Source organism: Ewingella americana, assembly GCF_006438725.1.
Classification (GTDB): Bacteria; Pseudomonadota; Gammaproteobacteria; order Enterobacterales; family Enterobacteriaceae; genus Ewingella; species Ewingella americana_A.
Genome location: NZ_RCZD01000022.1, coordinates 1 through 19315 on the forward strand (window position 1 = coordinate 1; position 19315 = coordinate 19315).

At 53.4% G+C, this 19315-nt stretch carries 18 protein-coding genes and 2 pseudogenes; 7 read left to right on the plus strand and 13 right to left on the minus strand.

Translation table 11 applies throughout. The features are described from left to right. A pseudogene (locus tag EAH77_RS25415) lies at positions 1-325 on the plus strand (IS4 family transposase); the annotation flags it as partial. A 42-nt stretch (positions 326-367) separates the two neighbouring features. On the opposite strand, the pseudogene EAH77_RS24125 reads toward EAH77_RS25415, so the two are convergent. Further along, a pseudogene (locus tag EAH77_RS24125) lies at positions 368-1423 on the minus strand (alpha/beta hydrolase-fold protein); the annotation flags it as partial. Between the two features lie 189 nt (positions 1424-1612). Further along, positions 1613-2512, minus strand: coding sequence for a LysR family transcriptional regulator (locus tag EAH77_RS24130; protein ID WP_140475876.1), 900 nt, complete (start codon positions 2510-2512; stop codon positions 1613-1615). Positions 2513-2613: 101 nt separating this feature from the next. On the opposite strand from EAH77_RS24130, the gene EAH77_RS24135 reads away from it, so the two are divergent. Next, positions 2614-3234, plus strand: a complete 621-nt coding sequence (locus tag EAH77_RS24135; RefSeq protein ID WP_140475878.1) for a glutathione S-transferase — start codon at positions 2614-2616, stop codon at positions 3232-3234. Between the two features lie 24 nt (positions 3235-3258). After that, positions 3259-4173 (plus strand): pyridoxamine 5'-phosphate oxidase family protein, encoded by a 915-nt coding sequence (locus tag EAH77_RS24140; protein ID WP_140475880.1) that lies wholly within the window; start codon positions 3259-3261, stop codon positions 4171-4173. Positions 4174-4177: 4 nt separating this feature from the next. Here EAH77_RS24140 and EAH77_RS24145 read toward each other — a convergent pair whose 3' ends face one another. Together EAH77_RS24145 and EAH77_RS24150 are read right to left on the minus strand one after the other, a co-directional pair. Further along, positions 4178-4531 carry an MmcQ/YjbR family DNA-binding protein gene (locus tag EAH77_RS24145; protein ID WP_140475882.1) on the minus strand — a complete coding sequence of 118 codons (354 nt, stop codon included), beginning with the start codon at positions 4529-4531 and terminating at the stop codon, positions 4178-4180. 123 nt (positions 4532-4654) lie between these two features. Then, a complete protein-coding gene (locus EAH77_RS24150) occupies positions 4655-5848 on the minus strand; it encodes an amino acid aminotransferase (protein WP_140475884.1) in 1194 nt (397 codons plus the stop codon). 372 nt (positions 5849-6220) lie between these two features. Between EAH77_RS24150 and EAH77_RS24155 the strand changes: the two genes are divergently transcribed. Continuing rightward, a complete protein-coding gene (locus tag EAH77_RS24155) occupies positions 6221-7000 on the plus strand; it encodes a transporter substrate-binding domain-containing protein (protein WP_140475886.1) in 780 nt (259 codons plus the stop codon). Between the two features lie 48 nt (positions 7001-7048). Here EAH77_RS24155 and alr read toward each other — a convergent pair whose 3' ends face one another. Together alr and dnaB are read right to left on the minus strand one after the other, a co-directional pair. Further along, entirely contained in the window at positions 7049-8128 is a 1080-nt protein-coding gene (alr, locus tag EAH77_RS24160; RefSeq protein WP_140475888.1) for an alanine racemase, read from the minus strand. A gap of 9 nt (positions 8129-8137) precedes the next feature. Beyond that, positions 8138-9541, minus strand: a complete 1404-nt coding sequence (dnaB, locus tag EAH77_RS24165) for a replicative DNA helicase (protein ID WP_140475890.1) — start codon at positions 9539-9541, stop codon at positions 8138-8140. 213 nt (positions 9542-9754) lie between these two features. On the opposite strand from dnaB, the gene EAH77_RS24170 reads away from it, so the two are divergent. After that, on the plus strand, positions 9755-10744 hold the full coding sequence (locus EAH77_RS24170) for a quinone oxidoreductase (protein WP_140475892.1): 990 nt from the start codon (positions 9755-9757) through the stop codon (positions 10742-10744). Between the two features lie 384 nt (positions 10745-11128). Here the strand turns inward: EAH77_RS24170 and pspG are convergent, their stop codons facing one another. Both pspG and dusA read right to left on the minus strand, forming a co-directional pair. Further along, positions 11129-11365, minus strand: a complete 237-nt coding sequence (gene pspG / locus EAH77_RS24175; RefSeq protein ID WP_140475894.1) for an envelope stress response protein PspG — start codon at positions 11363-11365, stop codon at positions 11129-11131. A gap of 195 nt (positions 11366-11560) precedes the next feature. Then, complete coding sequence (dusA, locus tag EAH77_RS24180; protein WP_140475896.1) at positions 11561-12589, minus strand: tRNA dihydrouridine(20/20a) synthase DusA; 1029 nt, start codon at positions 12587-12589, stop codon at positions 11561-11563. Positions 12590-12849: 260 nt separating this feature from the next. Here dusA and zur point away from each other — a divergent pair, with 260 nt between their 5' ends. Continuing rightward, a complete protein-coding gene (gene zur / locus EAH77_RS24185; protein ID WP_140475898.1) occupies positions 12850-13359 on the plus strand; it encodes a zinc uptake transcriptional repressor Zur in 510 nt (169 codons plus the stop codon). 195 nt (positions 13360-13554) lie between these two features. Here zur and EAH77_RS24190 read toward each other — a convergent pair whose 3' ends face one another. The 3 genes from EAH77_RS24190 to EAH77_RS24200 form a co-directional block, all read right to left on the minus strand. Then, on the minus strand, positions 13555-13764 hold the full coding sequence (locus EAH77_RS24190; protein WP_140475900.1) for a CsbD family protein: 210 nt from the start codon (positions 13762-13764) through the stop codon (positions 13555-13557). A gap of 215 nt (positions 13765-13979) precedes the next feature. Next, a complete protein-coding gene (lexA, locus tag EAH77_RS24195) occupies positions 13980-14588 on the minus strand; it encodes a transcriptional repressor LexA (RefSeq protein WP_140475902.1) in 609 nt (202 codons plus the stop codon). Positions 14589-14706: 118 nt separating this feature from the next. Continuing rightward, a complete protein-coding gene (locus EAH77_RS24200; RefSeq protein ID WP_140475904.1) occupies positions 14707-15075 on the minus strand; it encodes a diacylglycerol kinase in 369 nt (122 codons plus the stop codon). 165 nt (positions 15076-15240) lie between these two features. Here EAH77_RS24200 and plsB point away from each other — a divergent pair, with 165 nt between their 5' ends. Continuing rightward, the gene (gene plsB, locus EAH77_RS24205; RefSeq protein WP_140475906.1) at positions 15241-17721 is read left to right on the plus strand and encodes a glycerol-3-phosphate 1-O-acyltransferase PlsB; all 2481 of its coding nucleotides are present in this window, start codon (positions 15241-15243) and stop codon (positions 17719-17721) included. 109 nt (positions 17722-17830) lie between these two features. Here the strand turns inward: plsB and ubiA are convergent, their stop codons facing one another. Together ubiA and ubiC are read right to left on the minus strand one after the other, a co-directional pair. Beyond that, the gene (ubiA, locus tag EAH77_RS24210) at positions 17831-18742 is read right to left on the minus strand and encodes a 4-hydroxybenzoate octaprenyltransferase (RefSeq protein ID WP_140475908.1); all 912 of its coding nucleotides are present in this window, start codon (positions 18740-18742) and stop codon (positions 17831-17833) included. Continuing rightward, positions 18739-19278 (minus strand): chorismate lyase, encoded by a 540-nt coding sequence (ubiC, locus tag EAH77_RS24215; RefSeq protein WP_140475910.1) that lies wholly within the window; start codon positions 19276-19278, stop codon positions 18739-18741. The genes ubiA and ubiC overlap by 4 nt, the downstream gene beginning before the upstream one ends. Positions 19279-19315: the final 37 nt, after the last annotated feature.

The window sequence follows — 19315 nt, forward strand, 5'->3', positions numbered from 1 at the left end:
CCGATTTCCTGAGGGTGTGAAACAGGAGTTATGGGGAATACTGGTCTCCTATAATCTGCTGAGAAAGGAAATGGTTGATATAGCAGGGGAGGCTGGAGTCATACCGACGCGAATTAGCTTTGTTGCGGCATTAAATATCCTGGTATCGCAGGTCAGAGTGAGCGGTAAAGGYGCTGCGGGAAACATCCCTAAGCATCTGAAAGGAATGAGGGAAAATGTAAAAGCGTTTATCCTTCCGGAAAAAAGAAAGCACCGACGATACGATCGTACAGTGCTTTACATACCACCTAAATATCCGYTCAGTTTTAAGTCACGTGAGGCTTAAGTGAACGGCATTACACCTTCGGGTGGCGTTTTTGTTTCTCACTTACTTAAAGAGTTTCTGCACAAACTCAATATAAGCCGGACGCCAGACGTCCATCTCATGACCCAGCCCCGGGTAAGCCTGATAGTCGAATTTAACTTTTTTCTGCTCCAGCAAGGTTTTCAACCCCGCCACGTCTTTCCCGGTAACCTGATCATTTTCCCCCACCGCGATGGTGAAGTTTTTCAGCTGCGCATTGATTTTGGCCGGATCTTCCAGGCGTTTTGCCACCTGCTCATTCGGTACACTGGTTGTGCTGACACCGCTGAATGCGGCGAGCCAGCCGAATTTATCCAGATGTGTCATGCCGCTGACCAACGTCTGATATCCGCCCTGCGAAAGACCGGCCAGCGCACGGCTTTCGGCATCGTCACGTACGCGGAAGGTTTTCGACACCAGCGGGATAATATCCTGCGTCAGCTCGCGGTCAGCCGCCGCCGCATTGGCTGGGTAGAACTCTTTGCGGCGATTTTTCGGCACGAAATCTTCCGGCACCACGCCTTTGGCGTCGGTTTCGGTATCGGGGATCACCACCAGCATCGGCGTGATTTTTCTCTCCGCCAGCAGGTTATCCATGATTTGCGGAATGCGGCCCTGATCGAGCGCCGAGCGGCCGGTATCACCAAAACCATGATAGAAATAGAGCACCGGTAACGGCTGCGCCGCATCGCTGTAGCCCGGCGGCGTCCAGACGTAAATCTGCCGTTCGGTATTGAGCGCATTGCTGTGATAGGTGATGGCGCGCACTTCGCCGTGCGGTACGGCTTTGACATCCAGCACACTGCCCGGTACCAGGATCTGGCTGGTATTCACCTGCCGCTGCGGCTTGGCCATGGCGCTGCCGGTATCTATTGAGCGGAAACCATCAATGTTAAAGAAATATTCATACAGGTCGGGCTGCATCACGGACGAGGTAAAATGCCAGACGCCCTTGTCGTCTTTGGTCATCGCATGAGGAACGTAGCTTTCCAGCGTCGCGCCGGTGACCACATCGACCTGCTTCGCTGACGGGGCAAACAGTCTGAAAGTGATGGTTTTATCAGGGTTAACGGCGGTCAGAAACTGGTTGGCTATCTGCGCCGCGTCCTGTTGTACCGGCAGGCTTTGTGCAGTGGCGGCCAGCAGCGGCAGAGGAACAGAGAGCGATAAGATCAATAACGTAGCCCGATTAAGCACAGAACAATTCATTCCTTTCTCCTCAGTCAGACGGGTTGCGCATCAACCCAGATCCTGCCTGATAGTGACGTGTTATGCGCCATTAATCTGCGACAGCTGACTCAATCTTTCCCATGCAAAGTCCCAGAAGGTTCTGACTTTTCTCGGGATTCGCTGAATATGTTGCACCACCAGTTGAACCGGCATCGGTGACGGTTCGGCCTCGGGCAGCAGTCTGACCATCGTTCCGGCGGCCAGATCGTCAGCGACCTGATAGCTCAGCAGCCTGGCAATACCATGACCAGCGCGCACCGCCATCAGCTGTGATTCCACCTCATTAAACAGCAAGCGCGGCGACAGTTTCACCCGCAGGCCATCCTCATTAGGGCCGAAACGCCACTCGTTGCGCGGGGATTTCAGGGTGCCAACGATAGTCTGATGCTGCGCCAGTTCCGCCGGTTGCCGCGGGCTGCCATGCTGTTGCAGATAGGCCGGGCTGGCGACCAGCATGCGGGTGACGTCGCCCACTTTACGCGCCACTTTGCCGGAGTCCTCCAGGTGGCCGATGCGTACCGCGAGATCCAGCCCTTCGTCGATCAGCTCCAGATTGCGGTCATTGAGCACCATTTCAATTTGCATGTCCGGGTGCAGCCGCAGGAATTCCATCACCAGCGGCGCGACGTGTTTGCGGCCAAACTGCACCGGCGCCGTGACGCGCAGCAGGCCACTGAGCTGGGTTTCGGTGGTGTCGAACAGCGCTTCCTGATAATGGCCAATCAGCAGTTGCGCACGCTCTGCCAGCCGCGCACCAGCCTCTGTCGCCGCCAGTCGCCGCGTGGTGCGTTCAACCAGGCGTGCGCCAAAGCGCTGTTCGAGTGAAGCAATGGCGCGGGTGATGGCCGGGGCCGAACGCCGGGTGCGCCGTGCCGCCTCCGCCAGACTGCCGTATTGCAGGACGGCGACGAAAATCTCTAACTCATCCAGACGATCCATAGATTCTTCCACAAGATGAAACAGTCAATTTCAATCTTTACGGATTCGCTTCGTTTGTTGCAAGAGTAATCTGTCGCTATAGACCACACAGGAGAAAAACCATGCCCCCTATCCAGCTCTATGGCACCCCGCTTTCCGGCCACTGCCACCGCGTCGTTTTATTGCTCAACATGCTGAACCTGCCATTTGAAGCCAAAGAGGCACCGGCCAGCGTGCGCGAGACCGCCGAATTCCAGCGGCTCAGCCCGATGGCACAAATTCCGGTGCTGGTCGATGGCGATCTGGTGCTGACCGACAGCAACGCCATTCTGGTCTATCTGGTGAAACGCTACGCGCCGGACAGCCACTGGCTGCCGGAAGAGGCCATGCAGGCCGCGCAAGTCCAGCAGTGGCTGTCAAAAGCGGCCGGGGAGATCCGCTATGGCGTGGCGTCGGCGCGGATGGTGGTGCAGTTTAAAGCGCCGGAAGATTACGCCGCGTCGCTGGTGATCGCCCGCCGCTTCTTACCGCACCTCGAGCAGCATCTGAGCCAGCATGATTTTCTGGCCACCGACCGGGTGACCATCGCCGATCTGGCCTGTAGCAGCTATGTGCGCAGCGCGCCGGAAGGCGGGATTTCTCTCGAACCTTATCCGGCGACTCGCCAATGGCTGGCGCGGATCGCGGCTCTGCCAGGTTATCAACCGCAGCCCGGGCTGCCGTTACCCACCGCCGTACAATAGCCGTTTTACATGCAGGAGATCGCCATGAGCGACACTGTTTTTCACCCTGACGAACGGCGGGCGCAGGCGCTGGCAGGGTTTGATATTGCCAGCGCGCCCATCCGCCCCGCTATGCCGGAGCAGCACCGCGCATTTTTTGCCGCTTTGCCCTACGTGCTGGCCTCGACCCTCGATGAAAACGGCTGGCCAGTGGCGACGCTGCTGACCGGCCCGCCCGGTTTTATCAGCACGCCGGATGCCACCCATTTACGCGTTAACGCGCCGCGCAGACAGGACGATCCGGCGCTGGCGGCGATGCGCAGCGGGAATGAAATTGGCCTTCTTGGGATCGACTTTTCCAACCGGCGACGCAACCGCGCCAACGGCAAGATCGGCCGTATGGATAAGAACCGGATCGAGATCGAGGTTGATCAAAGCTTCGGTAACTGCCCGAAGTACATTCAGATCCGCGAACTGGTGGCAAGCGCAACGCTAAATCCGCCGCCTGCCAGGGAAGACCTGGAGACGCTCGACGATGATGCCCGCAGGCTGATTGTTGGCGCGGATACGTTTTTTGTCGCCACACATGCCCACCGGGGTACACCGCAGGGGGGTGCAGATGTCTCACACCGTGGCGGTCAGCCGGGGTTTGTGCACATTGAAGGCAACCGGTTATACATACCGGATTTCACGGGAAATAAGTTCATGAATACGCTGGGGAACTTACTGGCGCAGCCGCGTGCCGCCCTGCTGTTTGTCGATTTCGACAGTGGCGATATTTTACATCTGCAAGGCACCACCGAGATCCTCTGGCAGCCCGACGCACTCAAAGGTCCCGCCGGTGCAGAACGTTACTGGTGCGTGGAGTTCACCCGCGGGTGGCGCTTTCGTCAGGCTTTGCCCTGGCGCGGTCGCAATGTGAACTATTCTCCCGCAACGCTGGCCACCGGAACCTGGTGAACCGTTAACCACTCAATCCATGTCGCGCCGATTCCGGCAGGGACGACACCACCAGCTGATACGAGCTGTCGACCAGATAGTAGAGCTGCGAGTTCGGCAATTCGCCGTCGAGATAGATGGTATTCCAGTGCGCTTTGTTCAGGTGGTCACCGGGGATGATGCAACTGTGTTTAGCGCGCAGCTCGTCAGCAAGTTCTGCGCTGGTTTTCAGTGAGATGGCTTCCCGCCCGTTGCATTCGCACAGCATGGCAAACATCACATCCGCCACTTTGATCTGGTTGGCGCCGCGCTGATTATTTTGCGTTTGCTCGGCACCGGGTTTAGCCAGGCAGTATTCAAGCAGTTCCGTACTGGTCATATTTCATTTTCTCCATGGAGGTGAGCAAAAAACAGACGTTTAATGACTCAGCGTAGTTCAAAAAAAGGCCAACATTGCTGTCAGCCCTTATTTGCATGATGAAGAGTGAATCAGACTGGAATGTTACTGCACGGCGGCGAACGCGTCGGCGACCTGTTTCACGTTGTGGTGATTCAGACCCGCCATGCAGACACGACCGCTGGCAATCAGGTAGACACCGAACTCTTCACGCAGGCGATCAACCTGCGCGACGCTGAAACCGGTGTAACTGAACATCCCACGCTGTTGCAGCAGGTAGTCAAAATTACGGCCCGGCAGCGCCACTTTCAGGCTGTTGACCAGCGTCTGGCGCATTTCCAGAATACGGATGCGCATGCTTTCTACTTCATCCAGCCATTGGGCTTTCAGTTGCGCATCCCCCAGTACTTTCGCCACCACCTGCGCACCAAAATTCGGTGGGCTGGAGTAGTTACGCCGTACGGTGGCTTTGAGCTGGCCGAGCACGCGACCTGCGGCTTCGCTGTCTTCACACACCACAGAAAGACCACCGACGCGCTCACCGTACAGAGAGAAAATCTTCGAGAAAGAGTTGCTGACAAAGCAGGTCACGCCCGCCGCCGCCATCGCGCGAATGGCGTAAGCATCGTCATCAATGCCTGCACCAAAACCCTGATAGGCAATGTCGAGGAACGGAATCAAATTACGCTGTTTGGCGATGTCAATCACCTGATCCCACTGGGCTGGCGTCAGGTCAGAACCTGTCGGGTTATGACAACAAGGGTGCAGCAACACGATGCTTTGTGCAGGGAGAGTTTTCAGGCTGTCGAGCATGCCGGAGAAATTCACGCCAAGACTTTCGGGGTCGAAATACGGATAAGTGTGAACCTTAAAACCGGCACCGCCAAAAATGGCCACGTGGTTTTCCCAGGTAGGATCGCTGACCCACACCTCAGAATTTGGGAAATAAAACTTCAGGAAATCAGCGCCGACTTTCAGCGCACCCGACCCCCCGACGGTCTGAATCGTAGCGATGCGCTTTTGCAGCAAAGCCGGATGTTCTGCGCCGAATAACAACGTCTGAATCGCGCTGCGGTAAGCCGGCAGGCCGTCCATAGGCAGATAGACCGATGCGGTTTGTGGCAGCGCATTCAGCTGGTTTTCAGCCGTTTCCACTGAAGCCAGTTGCGGAATAATACCTTGCTCGTCGTAGTACAGACCGATGCTCAGGTTAACCTTCTTCTCTCTTGGGTCATTTTTGAAACTGTCCATCAGCGACAGGATCGGGTCACCGGCATAGGCATCGACATGTTGGAACACGGTATAGATCTCCTGGTTATTTTCTGAAATACCGCACAAAAACTGGCGCGGATGTTGTTCGGCGGGTGATCAACAGTACTTCACAGACTATCAAAGTTCGTTAAAAAAGATGACAACAATGTTGTGATTTTACTCATCCTGTTGACCGGCAAATATCGCATCGACTTATGCAAATTTTTATACCCTAAATAATTAAAGTTGCAGGAAGGCGGCAAACGAGCGAATCCCGAATCACTTACTTAATTAAGTGATTCGGGTGAGTCATCGCAGCCAACACACCTGCAACTTGAAGTATGACGGGTATATACTGGGCGGATTATAAACAGAGGTGTACGACGCCTGCCCTGCCGCCCGCTATCAAGGACATGCCCCATGAAGAAAACGCTATTGACCCTGACACTGCTGGCTGCCAGCCCCCTGGCCGCCCACGCAGATGGCACGCCTTCGCATCTGGATCGCGTACAGCAAAAAGGGTCGATCAACGTCTGTACTACCGGCGACTACAAGCCCTACACCTTTCTGAATAAAGAGGGGCAGTACGAAGGCATCGACATCGCCATGGCGCAGTCACTGGCCGCCAGCCTCGGCGTGAAGGTCAACTGGGTGCCAACCACGTGGAAAACCATGATGTCAGATATGACGTCGAACAATTGCGATATTGCCATGGGCGGGATCTCCGTCACCCTGGCACGTCAGCAGAAAGCCTGGTTCGCCGATACGCTTGATCAGGACGGTAAAATCCCGTTGGTGCGCTGTGAAGACGTGCGGAAATACCAGACTATTGCACAGCTGAATTCACCCACAGTGCGGCTGATTGAACCGGCGGGGGGCACCAACGAGGCCTTTGTTCACAGCCATCTTGCCAATGCTAAGCTGACGCTGCACGACAACGTGACGATTTTCCAGCAACTGGTGGAGAAGAAAGCGGACGTGATGATCACCGACGCGTCCGAAGCGCTGTTTCAGCAGAAACATTACCCGAAACTTTGCGCAGTGAACCCGAAGAAGCCGCTGCAATATGGCGAGAAAGCCTACCTGCTGCCGCGTGATGACGTGAGTTGGAAGATGTATGTCGACCAGTGGCTGCACCTGAGTAAAGCCACCGGCGATTATCAGAATCTGGTCAGCCACTGGCTGGCAGTGAAGAGATAGTCGTTGTATCCATGGTGTTTAATGACGACCGGGCGCAGCATGCTGCGCCTATTCACCGACATATACGCGGGCTACCCGTGAGGTCAGTTGGGTGATCAGCTCATACTGGCTGATGCCGGTCGCGGCAGAAACCTGTTCAACCGGTAACCCTTCCCCCCAGAAAATCACCTCGTCGCCCACGACGTCGTGTGCGCCGGGGCCTAAATCAACTGAGATCATGTCCATCGATACGCGTCCAACAATCGGCACGATACGGCCATTGATCAGAACCGGCGTACCACTGGGGGCGCTACGCGGATAGCCGTCGCCATAACCCATCGCGATCACACCCAGCCGGGTTTCACGTTCGCTGCGCCATGTCCCCCCATAGCCGACCGGTTCTCCGGCAGCATGGCTACGCACGGCGATCAGGCTGGAGGTCAGGGTCATGGCAGGTTTTAGCCCGAAATGCGCGGCGTCTTCCACGTCCAGCGGCGAGACGCCATACAAGACGATGCCGGGACGGACAAGATCCAGATGCGCGTCGGGCCATAAAAGCACGCCACCTGAAGCCGCAATGGATTTCAGTCCTGGTTTTCCCTGCGAAAATTGCAGGAATGCCCGCAGCTGGTTTGGCGTCGCTTCGCAATCCGGTTCATCTGCACGGGCAAAGTGACTCATAATATTTACCGGCTGCTGCACATTAGGACAAGCACACAGACGCTGATAAAACGCTTCGGCCTCAGCGGGATGCACGCCTAACCGGTGCATGCCGGTATCCAGTTTCATCCACACGTTCAGCGGTTTGCAGAGCGTTGCCTGCTCAAGGGCAATGAGCTGTTCGACGCTGTGCACAGCCGTATCCAGCCCGTGTGCCACGACCTGTGGTAAATCCTCAGGACTGAAGAAACCTTCGAGCAATATAATTGGCTTCACCACGCCGCCTGCTCGCAGCGCCAACGCTTCACTCAGACGGGCCACACCATAACAATCCGCATCCTGCAAACTGTGCGCCGCATCAAGCAGGCCATGTCCGTAGGCATTGGCTTTCACCACCGCCACCACACGACTTTGCGGCGCCAAATGCCGCACCCGTTGCAGATTATGTCGCAGAGCGCGGCAATCAATCACCGCCGTAGCCGCTTTCATTTTTATTCCTTAGTCTTCATCATATTGCGGACCGCCATAGTTATCGAAGCGGGAAAATTGGCCGTTGAAGGTCAACCGCACCGTGCCGATTGGGCCGTTACGCTGTTTGCCCAGAATGATCTGTGCAATACCTTTCTCTTCACTGTTATCGTGATACACCTCGTCACGATAGATGAACATGATCAAATCAGCATCCTGCTCGATGGAGCCGGATTCACGCAAGTCGGAGTTTACCGGGCGTTTGTCTGCACGTTGCTCCAGGCTTCGGTTGAGCTGCGACAGCGCGACAACCGGCACCTGCAACTCTTTTGCCAGCGCTTTGAGCGAGCGAGAAATTTCGGCAATTTCCAACGTACGGTTGTCGGACAACGCCGGCACGCGCATCAGTTGGAGATAGTCGATCATAATCAGGCTCAGGCCACCGTGCTCGCGGAAAATACGCCGTGCGCGTGAACGCACTTCCGTTGGCGTCAGGCCAGAGGAGTCATCAATATACATATTCCGTTTTTCCAGCAAAATGCCCATGGTGCTGGAGATACGCGCCCAATCCTCATCATCGAGCTGGCCGGTTCGGATTTTGGTCTGATCCACACGCGACATTGATGCCAGCATACGCATCATGATCTGGTCGCCGGGCATTTCGAGGCTGAAAATCAGTACCGGCTTTTCCTGCATCATCGCGGCGTGTTCACACAAGTTCATTGCGAAGGTGGTTTTACCCATCGACGGACGCGCTGCCACAATGATTAAATCGGATTTTTGCAGGCCTGCAGTCTTCTTGTTGAGATCGGCGTAGCCGGTATCCACACCCGTCACACCATCATGCGGACGCTGGAACAGCTCCTCGATGCGGGAAACAGTACTTTCCAAAATGCGGTCGATGCTTTTCGGGCCCTCGTCTTTACTGGCACGGCTTTCGGCAATCTGGAAAACGCGTGATTCGGCCAAATCCAGCAGATCTTCGCTGCTGCGGCCCTGCGGGTCATAACCGGCATCGGCGATTTCATTGGCGACCGAAATCATTTCGCGCACGACGGCACGTTCGCGCACAATATCCGCATAAGCACCGATGTTCGCTGCACTGGGGGTATTTTTCGACAACTCAGCCAGATAGGCAAACCCACCCACTGAGTCTAAATCACCCTTCTGCTCCAGGGATTCAGACAAGGTGATCAGGTCGATAGGCTTGCTCATTTCCAGCAGGCGCTGCATTTCAGTGAAAATCAGGCGATGCGGGCGACTGAAGAAGTCATTGCTGACCACGCGTTCCGCGACGTTATCCCAGCGTTCGTTGTCCAGCATCAGCCCGCCCAGAACGGATTGCTCAGCTTCCAGCGAGTGCGGGGGAAGCTTCAAGCCTTCCATCTGGCGATCGCGGTGTTCGTTCTGTTGATTGGTCGGTTTTTTGGCCATGTGTTGCTGAATTCCTGATCTAAGAGCCTGTTTTCAAAACAGGATTTGGAAATGTGTTGTCAAAATAGGAAGCATAATGATGCGTCAGTATACGCAATTATATTTCGTTGTGATGCCTCATTTCCAATTGGTCTTAGCAGTTCACCACCTGCGCTGGATTGTCTCAATCAAATAGCCTAGGGTTACCAACAGACCCGATAACGAGGAAGCAACATGGCTAAGCGCATTCAATTTTCCGCCACCGGCGGACCTGAAGTTTTGCAATATGTCGATTTCCAGCCACAAGACCCTGCCGCAGGCGAAGTACAGGTCGAAAACAAAGCCATAGGGATCAACTATATCGATACCTATATGCGCAGCGGTTTATACCCAACGGCTTCGTTACCGTCAGGTTTAGGGACTGAGGCGGCAGGTGTAGTGAGCAAAATAGGCAGTACGGTGACGGGGATTAAGGTCGGGGATCGCGTGGTATATGCGCAATCAGCACTCGGGGCATACAGCGAAATTCACAACGTGCCGCAGGAGAAGATCGCCCTGCTGCCCAACGCCATCAGTTTTGAACAAGCTGCGGCCTCCTTCCTGAAGGGCCTTACGGTCTATTATCTGCTGCGTTTGACACATAAAGTGAAGGCGGGAGAAACCTTCTTATTCCATGCCGCCGCCGGTGGCGTCGGGCTGATTGCCTGCCAGTGGGCCAAAGCGCTGGGTGCGAATCTCATCGGTACCGTCGGTTCGGATGAAAAAGCCGAACGCGCCAAACAGGCCGGTGCCTGGGCCACCATTAATTATCAGAAAGAGGATATCGTCACACGCCTTAAAGAATTGACCGGTGGCGAGAAAGTCGGGCTGGTGTACGATTCCGTCGGCAAAGATACCTTTGAGCGCTCGCTGGACAGTTTAAAACCACGCGGTTTACTGGTCAGTTTCGGCAATGCGTCGGGGCCGGTGAAAGATGTGGATCTGGCCATTCTCAACAAGAAAGGTTCTCTGTTTGTGACCCGCCCGTCGCTGAACGGTTACGTCACCACCCGCGAAGAGCTGAAGACTGCCAGTGATGAACTGTTCTCCATGATCGCCAGTGGCGCTATCAAAGTGGACGTCAGCGAAGCGCAGAAATTCCCGCTATCCGAAGCCAGACGCGCGCATGAAATGCTTGAAAGTCGCTCAACCCAAGGTTCAAGTCTGCTGATCCCGGGTAAGTAACAGATGCAAAAAGGGCCTCCATTTATATGGAAGCCCTTTTATGCTGTCTGTTTCAGACGACCTCTGATCTCAGACGGGTACTGCTGTAGGGTACTGCAAGGTACATCCGAAGGGCGGTGTCACTTCAGCGACTATTGTATGCCTCATCGGACTTGATGAATTCAGCGTGTGGTTCGTTGGCCACGTATTGAATTCATCCTAACAGTCACCCATGTTAAAAAATATGATTAATGTGGTTTCACCGCACATTCTGAGCCAGCATGTGATCGTTAGCACATAAGTAAAAGTTATAGATGTAACAATTACATTTTTATGTGCTCAAAAGTACATTAGTAATCGCCGTGATTTCATCAAGTTATGAAAAAGAGTTATTTGAGTCAATAATTATGGCAGACGGCGGCGGCGGTATTTCGGCTCATCAGGTTTAACAAATGTCCGGTAAATCCAGACGGCGATCACCGCTAAAATCAGCCATGGCAACATTTTTATAACAATCACCAAAAATCCACCGAACATCATCAGAGCGAACGCTACCATCAGTGCAGCGATCATCCCCAGCAACGAAATTCCGGTCAGCATTAGCATAAAGAAAAAACCAAGCACAAAGAGAATTTCCAACATCGCGTGCTCCTTACAAACAGCGAGAAAACGGAATCAGCCTGACGAATGCCATCTGAGATACATAGCTATTACAAGAAATGTGCCAGAGTGGCAGGAAAGGTAATGCGATGAAAAACAAAGAAAATTATTGCCACCCGCAAAATTATCAGATGGCAACATAGTAATGCAGACTAACTATTGGTGATATTCACTACTTCAAGCCTGGCTCATGGCCCTTTGCGGCTGAGTCACCCGTTGCAGCGCCTGCTCAACCACATCAACACCGGCCCCAGGCTTATGGGCGTTCTCGCTAAGATGACGACGCCACTGACGCGCACCCTGCACGCTCTGGAAAATGCCCAGAATGTGGCGGGTCATGTGCCCAAGGTACGTGCCTTTCGCCAGTTCCGCTTCAATGTACGGATACATGGCGCGAATAATGTCCGGTGCGCTGCGCTGTGGCACATCGATACCAAACAGTTCACGGTCAACATTCAGCAACATGCCAGGATTCTGATAGGCTTCACGCCCAACCATCACGCCATCCATATGTTGCAGATGGGTTTTGGCCTCTTCCAGCGTTTTAATGCCGCCGTTGATGGCCATGGTGAGGTGCGGGAAATCTTTTTTCAGCTGATAAACACGCGGGTAATCCAGCGGCGGGATCTCACGGTTCTCTTTCGGGCTGAGGCCCGACAGCCAGGCTTTACGTGCATGGATGATGAAGGTATCGCAGCCACCATGCTCAGAAACCTGGCGGACGAAATCACAGAGGAATTCGTAGCTGTCCTGCTCGTCAATGCCGATCCGGGTTTTGACAGTGACCGGAATCGACACTACGTCGCGCATGGCTTTAATGCAGTCGCCTACCAGTGAAGCCTGCGCCATCAGGCAAGCGCCAAACATCCCATTTTGTACGCGATCCGACGGGCAGCCGACATTGAGATTGATCTCATCATAACCGCGTGCTTCGGCCAGTTTGGCACACTGCGCGAGATCGGCCGGATTACTGCCGCCGAGCTGTAATGCCACCGGATGCTCGGCATCTCCAAAGCCCAGATAGTCGCCTTTACCATGGATGATCGCCCCCGTAGTAACCATTTCGGTATACAGCAGTGTCTGACCGGTCATCAGCCGGTGGAAATAGCGGCAATGACGATCGGTCCAGTCCAACATCGGTGCAACGGAAAAACGTTGGGCGGAAAATGGCGTAGCATGAGTTTTGGCGTTTTGAGTTTCTGACATCGACCTGAAATTCGCTGAAGGTGTGCGGGACGCTCCTTCCAGTCTTTTGACCGCAAGGAAGGTAATCGCTGATTATATCACAGAACAAAGATTCGGCATCCCGCCTTCCCTGGAGCCCGGTGAAACAACGGATCACAGGCGCTTGCCAAACGGTGGTCAATGAGTCGGCGCATAATTCGTCGATTCAACCGAAGCATGATAAAATCCGTCATCGCCTTGTTCAACGCGTTAACCCAGCAGTGTACTCAGAGAACCTTTTTATGACCCTGACTAACCCGGATCAATTACTCGTACAGGCTGAAAAACTCTGCCTGCAGCGCAATGTGCGCCTGACACCGCAGCGTCTTGAAGTGCTGCGACTGATGACGCAACAGCCCGGTGCTATCAGTGCCTACGATCTGCTGGATTTACTGCGAGTCAGCGAGCCGCAGGCCAAGCCACCGACCGTTTACCGGGCACTGGATTTCCTGCTTGAACAGGGTTTTATCCATCGTGTCGAGTCAGCAAACAGCTACGTCTTATGCCATCATTTTGAAGAACCGAGTCATACTTCTGCCCTGTTTATCTGTGATCGATGCGGACTGGTGACAGAGAAAACCACCAACGGTATCGAAGAGATACTGGCAAAACTGGCGTTTGATTCTGGTTTTGAACTGCGGCACTCCGTGGTTGAAGCCCATGGTTTATGTGGGGAATGTAAAGTGGTTGAACTGTGTGACAGCCACGAACATTGCGAACATGACCACAGTATTGTCACTAAGAAGCGCTAGGAACCGAGATGGGTTGTGTTTGGTTTTGCGAAATATTGATGAGAAAGTTCGAACTGAAGTGAAAGCATAGTACAAGACAGGCGAGGTAGAATTAAGGTCGGTACGTCCTTGTACCGTACATCCCGAATGCATTCCCGGGTAGGAGCCGCACATATTTCAGGATGCATCACTGATGCGCAAAGGGGGAGATGCGACTTACCAGTGATATTTGTTATCCGTTTCCCAGGACTTGAGTTCTTTTTCGGCTTCTTCTTTCTTATAGCCGTAACGCTCCTGGATCTTACCCACCAGCTGATCACGTTTCCCTTCCACCACCGTCAGGTCATCGTCAGTCAGCTTGCCCCATTTTTCTTTCACTTTACCTTTAAACTGCTTCCAGTTACCTTCGGTTTGGTCCTTATTCATAACAAATTCTCCTATTACCTTGGGTTAGGTTGTCGTGTTTTTTGCAACACGCTAAGTGCTTACCACATGAATAAGAGTAGTTGAGAATTTGGTTTTCACCTCAAATAACAGGTGTGATCGCCATTATTAGGATTAATCTAGAGTGGTAAATAGCGTTAACAGCGAAAGGTTTCACCTGCGGCAAAAACAAAAAGCAGTTTCACCGCCGGTTAAAATTATATCCAGTCACCGTTGCGGATAACGCCAACCGCCAGACCTTCAATACTGAAGTTATGTTCACGCAGATCAACAACGATCGGTTCGAAATCGCTGTTCTCTGGCAAAAGCTGAACAATGCTACCCTGTTTTTTCAGGCGCTTGACCGTCACTTCATCATCAATACGGGCAACAACCACCTGACCGTTCCGTACATCCTGCGTTTTATGCACGGCCAGCAAATCACCGTCGAGAATACCAATGTCACGCATTGACATACCACTAACGCGAAGCAGGAAGTCAGCGCTTGGTTTGAACATCGCAGGATCGACCTGGTAATGCCCCTCAATGTGCTGCTGAGCCAGCAGAGGTTCACCCGCCGCGACGCGACCAATCAGTGGCAAACCTTCTTCTTCTTCCATCAACAAGCGAATGCCGCGAGAAGCACCAGAAACAATCTCTATGACGCCTTTGCGTTGCAGTGCTTTAAGGTGCTCTTCCGCCGCATTAGGTGAGCGGAAACCCAGCCGCGTAGCGATTTCAGCACGAGTGGGTGGCATACCGGTGGTGGCGATGTGATCGCGAATGAGGTCATAAACCTCTTGTTGTCTGACTGTTAAAGCTTTCATCCCGCCCCCTGATTGTTTATACAGTATTGCTGTGAGTATATACAGGTAACCCCGGAATGAAAACCTAAGAGTGAATAAAAACAGAAGCTAAAGTAAATTATGGAATCTGTATTCCGCTTTAGAACCAACGTGGCCAAAACACGCTGACCCAAGTGAAAACCGCCAGTATAATCGTCAGCAGAACCGCCGCAGAACCGATGTCTTTGGCGCGTCCAGACAGCACGTGGAATTCTGGCCCGATACGATCGATAGCACATTCCACTGCGCTGTTTAATAATTCGACGATGATCACCAGCACCAGAACACCGACGAGCAGAATGCGTTCAATGCTGGTCACATCCAGAAAAAATGACAATATAATGAAAGGAATCACGCCGATCACTTCCTGGCGAAAAGCGGCTTCGTTTTTCCATGCTGCGCTCAGGCCTTTTAGTGAAAAACCTGCAGCCTTCACGATGCGGATCAACCCGGTAGATTCATTTTTCATATGCTATTCGTCTTAACGGAAAAGTTGCGGCATTTTATACTTAAAAGCCCTCAGGTTGCAGCAAGCACAGCGGCAGTCTCAAGGACGCAGAGTATCACCACAGACCGCGTACCCACTTTCTGGTATCCTTGCGGCGAATTGCTAACAAAGAGGCTTCACGTTTTTATGTCAGGTTGGCGTAGACTTTATTATACCTTATTGAATTTACCGCTGAAATTGCTGGTAAAGAGCAAGGTCATTCCGACAGATCCGGTTACCGAGTTGCGCTTAGATCCAACGCGGCCGATCCTGTACGTTTTGCCTTATCATTCGAAGACAGATTTACTGACGCTTCGCACCCAGTGCCTGGCGCAGAATCTGCCTGATCCCCTTATTCCATTGGAAATTGACGGCGTTCAACTGCCGAGTCACGTTTTCATCGCTGAAGGACCACGTGTATTTACGTATTACACGCCGAAACTTGAGTCGATAAAGCTGTTCCATGACTATCTGGATTTACATCGCAACAACCCGCAACTGGACATTCAAATGTTACCTGTCTCGGTAATGTTTGGCCGTGCGCCAGGCCGCGAAGGGCAAGAAACACCGCATCTGCGTGTACTAAACGGAGTGCAAAAATTCTTTGCCGTTTTGTGGCTGGGCCGCGACAGTTTCGTGCGCTTCTCCAATACCGTGTCGCTGCGCTATATGGCTACCGAACACGGCACGGATAAGACCATCGCTCAAAAACTGGCACGGGTTGCGCGTATGCACTTCTCGCGCCAGCGTTTAGCGGCGGTTGGCCCACGCCTGCCGGTGCGTCAGGACCTGTTCAATAAATTGCTGGCGTCCAAAGCCATTGAGAAAGCCATTGAAGACGAAGCGCGTAGCAAGAAGATTTCCCACGAAAAAGCCCAGCAAAACGCCATTGCATTGATGGAAGAGATCGCTGCTGATTTCTCCTATGAGGCCGTGCGCCTGTCCGATCGTGTATTAAGCTGGACGTGGAACCGTCTGTATAAAGGCATCAACGTCAATAACGCCGAACGCGTGCGTCAGCTCGCGCTGGATGGCCAGGAAATTGTCTATGTACCCTGCCACCGCAGCCACATGGACTATTTACTGCTCTCTTACGTGCTTTACCACCAGGGTCTGGTGCCGCCGCATATCGCCGCCGGGATCAATCTGAATTTCTGGCCAGCCGGTCCGATTTTCCGCCGCCTGGGTGCGTTCTTTATTCGTCGAACGTTCAAGGGCAATAAGCTGTATTCGACGGTATTTCGTGAATATCTCGGCGAGCTGTTTACCCGTGGCTATTCGGTTGAATACTTTGTTGAAGGCGGCCGCTCACGTACCGGACGTTTACTTGAACCAAAAACAGGCACGCTGGCGATGACCATCCAGGCCATGCTGCGCGGCGGTTCACGACCGATCACGCTGGTGCCGATTTACATCGGTTATGAGCACGTGATGGAAGTCGGTACTTACGCAAAAGAGCTACGCGGCGCGACAAAAGAGAAAGAGAGCTTTATGCAGATGATCAACGGATTGCGTAAGCTGCGCAACCTTGGTCAGGGCTATGTTAACTTTGGTGAGCCGCTGCATCTGACCACTTACCTCAACCAGAATGTGCCTACATGGCGTGAGGCTATCGACCCTATCGAAGCGCACCGTCCAAGCTGGCTAACACCAACAGTGCAGGATCTGGCGGACAAGATCATGGTACGCATCAATAATTCTGCTGCTGCCAATGCGATGAACCTGTGCTGCACGGCGCTTTTAGCCTCGCGTCAGCGGTCACTAACCCGCGAACAGCTGACCGAACAGCTCGACTGCTATCTGCAGTTACTGCGCAATGTGCCTTATACCGCTGATTCCACCGTGCCGGGCCTGACGTCTGATCAGCTTCTCGACCACGCGCTGAACATGAATAAGTTCGAAGTAGAGAAAGACAATATTGGTGACATTATCATTCTGCCACGTGAACAGGCTGTATTGATGACGTATTACCGTAACAATATTCATCATCTACTGGTGTTGCCGTCGCTGATTTGCAGCATCATCATGCACCACCGCTCAGTGACCAGCGCAGAATTACTGCGTCAGGTCGCACTGATCTTCCCGATGATGAAAGCCGAGCTGTTCATGCACTACAGCAAAGAAGAGCTGCCGACAGTGCTTGAGGTACTTTGTACAGAGCTGGCGCGTCAGGGACTTATCAAGCTTGATGGTGAAATGCTGTCGCTTAATCCTGCGCGTATCCGTCCGTTGCAACTGCTGGCAGCCGGTGTGCGTGAAACCCTGCAACGCTATGCCATCACCCTCTCTTTACTTAGCAATAACCCAAGCATCAGCCGCGGTGCGCTGGAGAAAGAGAGCCGCATCATGGCTCAGCGTCTGTCGGTGTTACACGGAATTAATGCGCCAGAGTTCTTCGACAAAGCGGTGTTTACCACGCTGGTCGGCACGTTGCGCGCAGAGGGCTATATCAATGACATCGGTGATGCAATCCCTGAACATACCCGGGAAATCTACACCATCCTCAGTGATTTAATGACCCCGGAAATCAAGCTGACGATCGAAAGCGCAGGCATGCCGTCTGAACTTCCACAGCCTTCCGTACCGCCTGCAGAACCCAAAGTGGATGTACGGGATACCGATCATTAATTGTCCTCATCTGCGGGTTAACTGAATACGTTAATGACACGAATAAAAACGCCCGGATCTTTTACAGAGATCCGGGCGTTTTTTTAGATATTGAGGAATGATAAGAATGTCAGAAACTGAAGTTTGACAGGCTCATCAAGATGCCAAGGAACAGTACCAGCCCGACATAATTATTCTGCCGGAAGGCGAGGAAACACGCATCCCGATCGCGTTTGGCGGTAAGCTTATGTTGATGCGCAAACAGTGCAGCCGCCAACAGCAACGACCAGTAAAACGGGGCGCCGAGATGTGACAAATACCCAACCGCAGCCATCAGCATCAGCATAATTAATTGCAGAATACCGTTGATCAGATTATCAAAACGCCCAAACAGGATCGCCGTCGACTTGATGCCTATTTTCAAATCATCGTCTCGATCGACCATGGCGTATTGCGTGTCGTAGGCCACAGTCCAGCAGATATTGGCAGCAAATAACAGCCAGCAACTGAGCGGTACCGCTTCACTTACTGCCGCGTAGGCCATCGGGATTGCCCAGCCAAAAGCGGCACCCAGCACGACCTGTGGCAAATTGCTGACGCGCTTAACGAAGGGGTAAACCCACGCCAGTGCTAGCGCCGCCAGCGACAGCAGAATAGTCATGCGGTTGAGGGTCAATACCAGCAGGAAAGAGGCCAGCACCAGCCCGACAAACAGAATTTTGGCCTGTTTACTGCTGATAGCACCGCTAGGCAGAGGGCGGTTGGCCGTGCGCTTCACATGACCATCGAACTTACGGTCAGCGTAATCGTTAACGACGCAGCCAGCTGCACGCATAAAGAACACGCCCAGCACGAAGACCAGCATAATTTTCAGCGATGGCATACCGCCACCGGACAACCATAACGCCCACAGCGTGGGCCACAGCAGCAGCAGAGACCCAATGGGTTTATCAATGCGCATCAGACGACAGTAATCCCGCCAATGGCCCTGAGAAAAGCTCACAGACACCTTTTGCTTCCCTTGTTGCTTTGCCTGACTCATCTGTTCTGCACCTTATTTTCGGGGCGGTGGATCGGAGATTCAGGCAGGAAAATTTCGGTCAGCAGCAGCGGCTTGTCGGAAAGGCGCAGCCGCGAACGCCGAGCCCACAGATCACCTTGTTCATGTTGTAGCTGACCGAGGTGAATATAATCGCGGGTCAGCGTATTACCGCTGAAAAGGTAGCGGCCAAGTGGCACGGTGCCGAGATCCACCAGCGCCAGATCCGGCCCGGTTAATGTCTCTTCCGGGATCACCGTGCGGCCCAGCAACCATGCCGCGTCATCGCCAAACAACACCACTTCGCGCACCCAGTAGCGCGCGCTTTCTGGTAGTTGCTGGGCTTCGCTCTCGCCCAGCTCCTCACGGCTGACAAAGCATTCGCGTTTGGGCTGAACCGTAACGGTCACACCCTGCTTTTCAAAACGGCGGGTCATAGAGCCCATTTCCATCAGCCAGTCAGCAACGTCGGCAGGAACATCTTGCGGATCGTCAAACCAGTGAATCGGTGGCTGTGCGGGGGAATGAGACTCAGACATTACGAACTCCGTGACGGGGAGATATTGATCTCCCCTA

Bases quoted from the DNA above. Each gene is read 5' to 3' on its own strand.
- EAH77_RS24130 (WP_140475876.1), bottom strand. From the start codon at position 2,512: ATGGATCGTCTGGATGAGTTAGAGATTTTCGTCGCCGTCCTGCAATAC.
- EAH77_RS24135 (WP_140475878.1), top strand. From the start codon at position 2,614: ATGCCCCCTATCCAGCTCTATGGCACCCCGCTTTCCGGCCACTGCCAC.
- EAH77_RS24140 (WP_140475880.1), top strand. From the start codon at position 3,259: ATGAGCGACACTGTTTTTCACCCTGACGAACGGCGGGCGCAGGCGCTG.
- EAH77_RS24145 (WP_140475882.1), bottom strand. From the start codon at position 4,531: ATGACCAGTACGGAACTGCTTGAATACTGCCTGGCTAAACCCGGTGCC.
- EAH77_RS24155 (WP_140475886.1), top strand. From the start codon at position 6,221: ATGAAGAAAACGCTATTGACCCTGACACTGCTGGCTGCCAGCCCCCTG.
- alr (WP_140475888.1), bottom strand. From the start codon at position 8,128: ATGAAAGCGGCTACGGCGGTGATTGATTGCCGCGCTCTGCGACATAAT.
- dnaB (WP_140475890.1), bottom strand. From the start codon at position 9,541: ATGGCCAAAAAACCGACCAATCAACAGAACGAACACCGCGATCGCCAG.
- EAH77_RS24170 (WP_140475892.1), top strand. From the start codon at position 9,755: ATGGCTAAGCGCATTCAATTTTCCGCCACCGGCGGACCTGAAGTTTTG.
- pspG (WP_140475894.1), bottom strand. From the start codon at position 11,365: ATGTTGGAAATTCTCTTTGTGCTTGGTTTTTTCTTTATGCTAATGCTG.
- dusA (WP_140475896.1), bottom strand. From the start codon at position 12,589: ATGTCAGAAACTCAAAACGCCAAAACTCATGCTACGCCATTTTCCGCC.
- zur (WP_140475898.1), top strand. From the start codon at position 12,850: ATGACCCTGACTAACCCGGATCAATTACTCGTACAGGCTGAAAAACTC.
- EAH77_RS24190 (WP_140475900.1), bottom strand. From the start codon at position 13,764: ATGAATAAGGACCAAACCGAAGGTAACTGGAAGCAGTTTAAAGGTAAA.
- lexA (WP_140475902.1), bottom strand. From the start codon at position 14,588: ATGAAAGCTTTAACAGTCAGACAACAAGAGGTTTATGACCTCATTCGC.
- EAH77_RS24200 (WP_140475904.1), bottom strand. From the start codon at position 15,075: ATGAAAAATGAATCTACCGGGTTGATCCGCATCGTGAAGGCTGCAGGT.
- plsB (WP_140475906.1), top strand. From the start codon at position 15,241: ATGTCAGGTTGGCGTAGACTTTATTATACCTTATTGAATTTACCGCTG.
- ubiA (WP_140475908.1), bottom strand. From the start codon at position 18,742: ATGAGTCAGGCAAAGCAACAAGGGAAGCAAAAGGTGTCTGTGAGCTTT.
- ubiC (WP_140475910.1), bottom strand. From the start codon at position 19,278: ATGTCTGAGTCTCATTCCCCCGCACAGCCACCGATTCACTGGTTTGAC.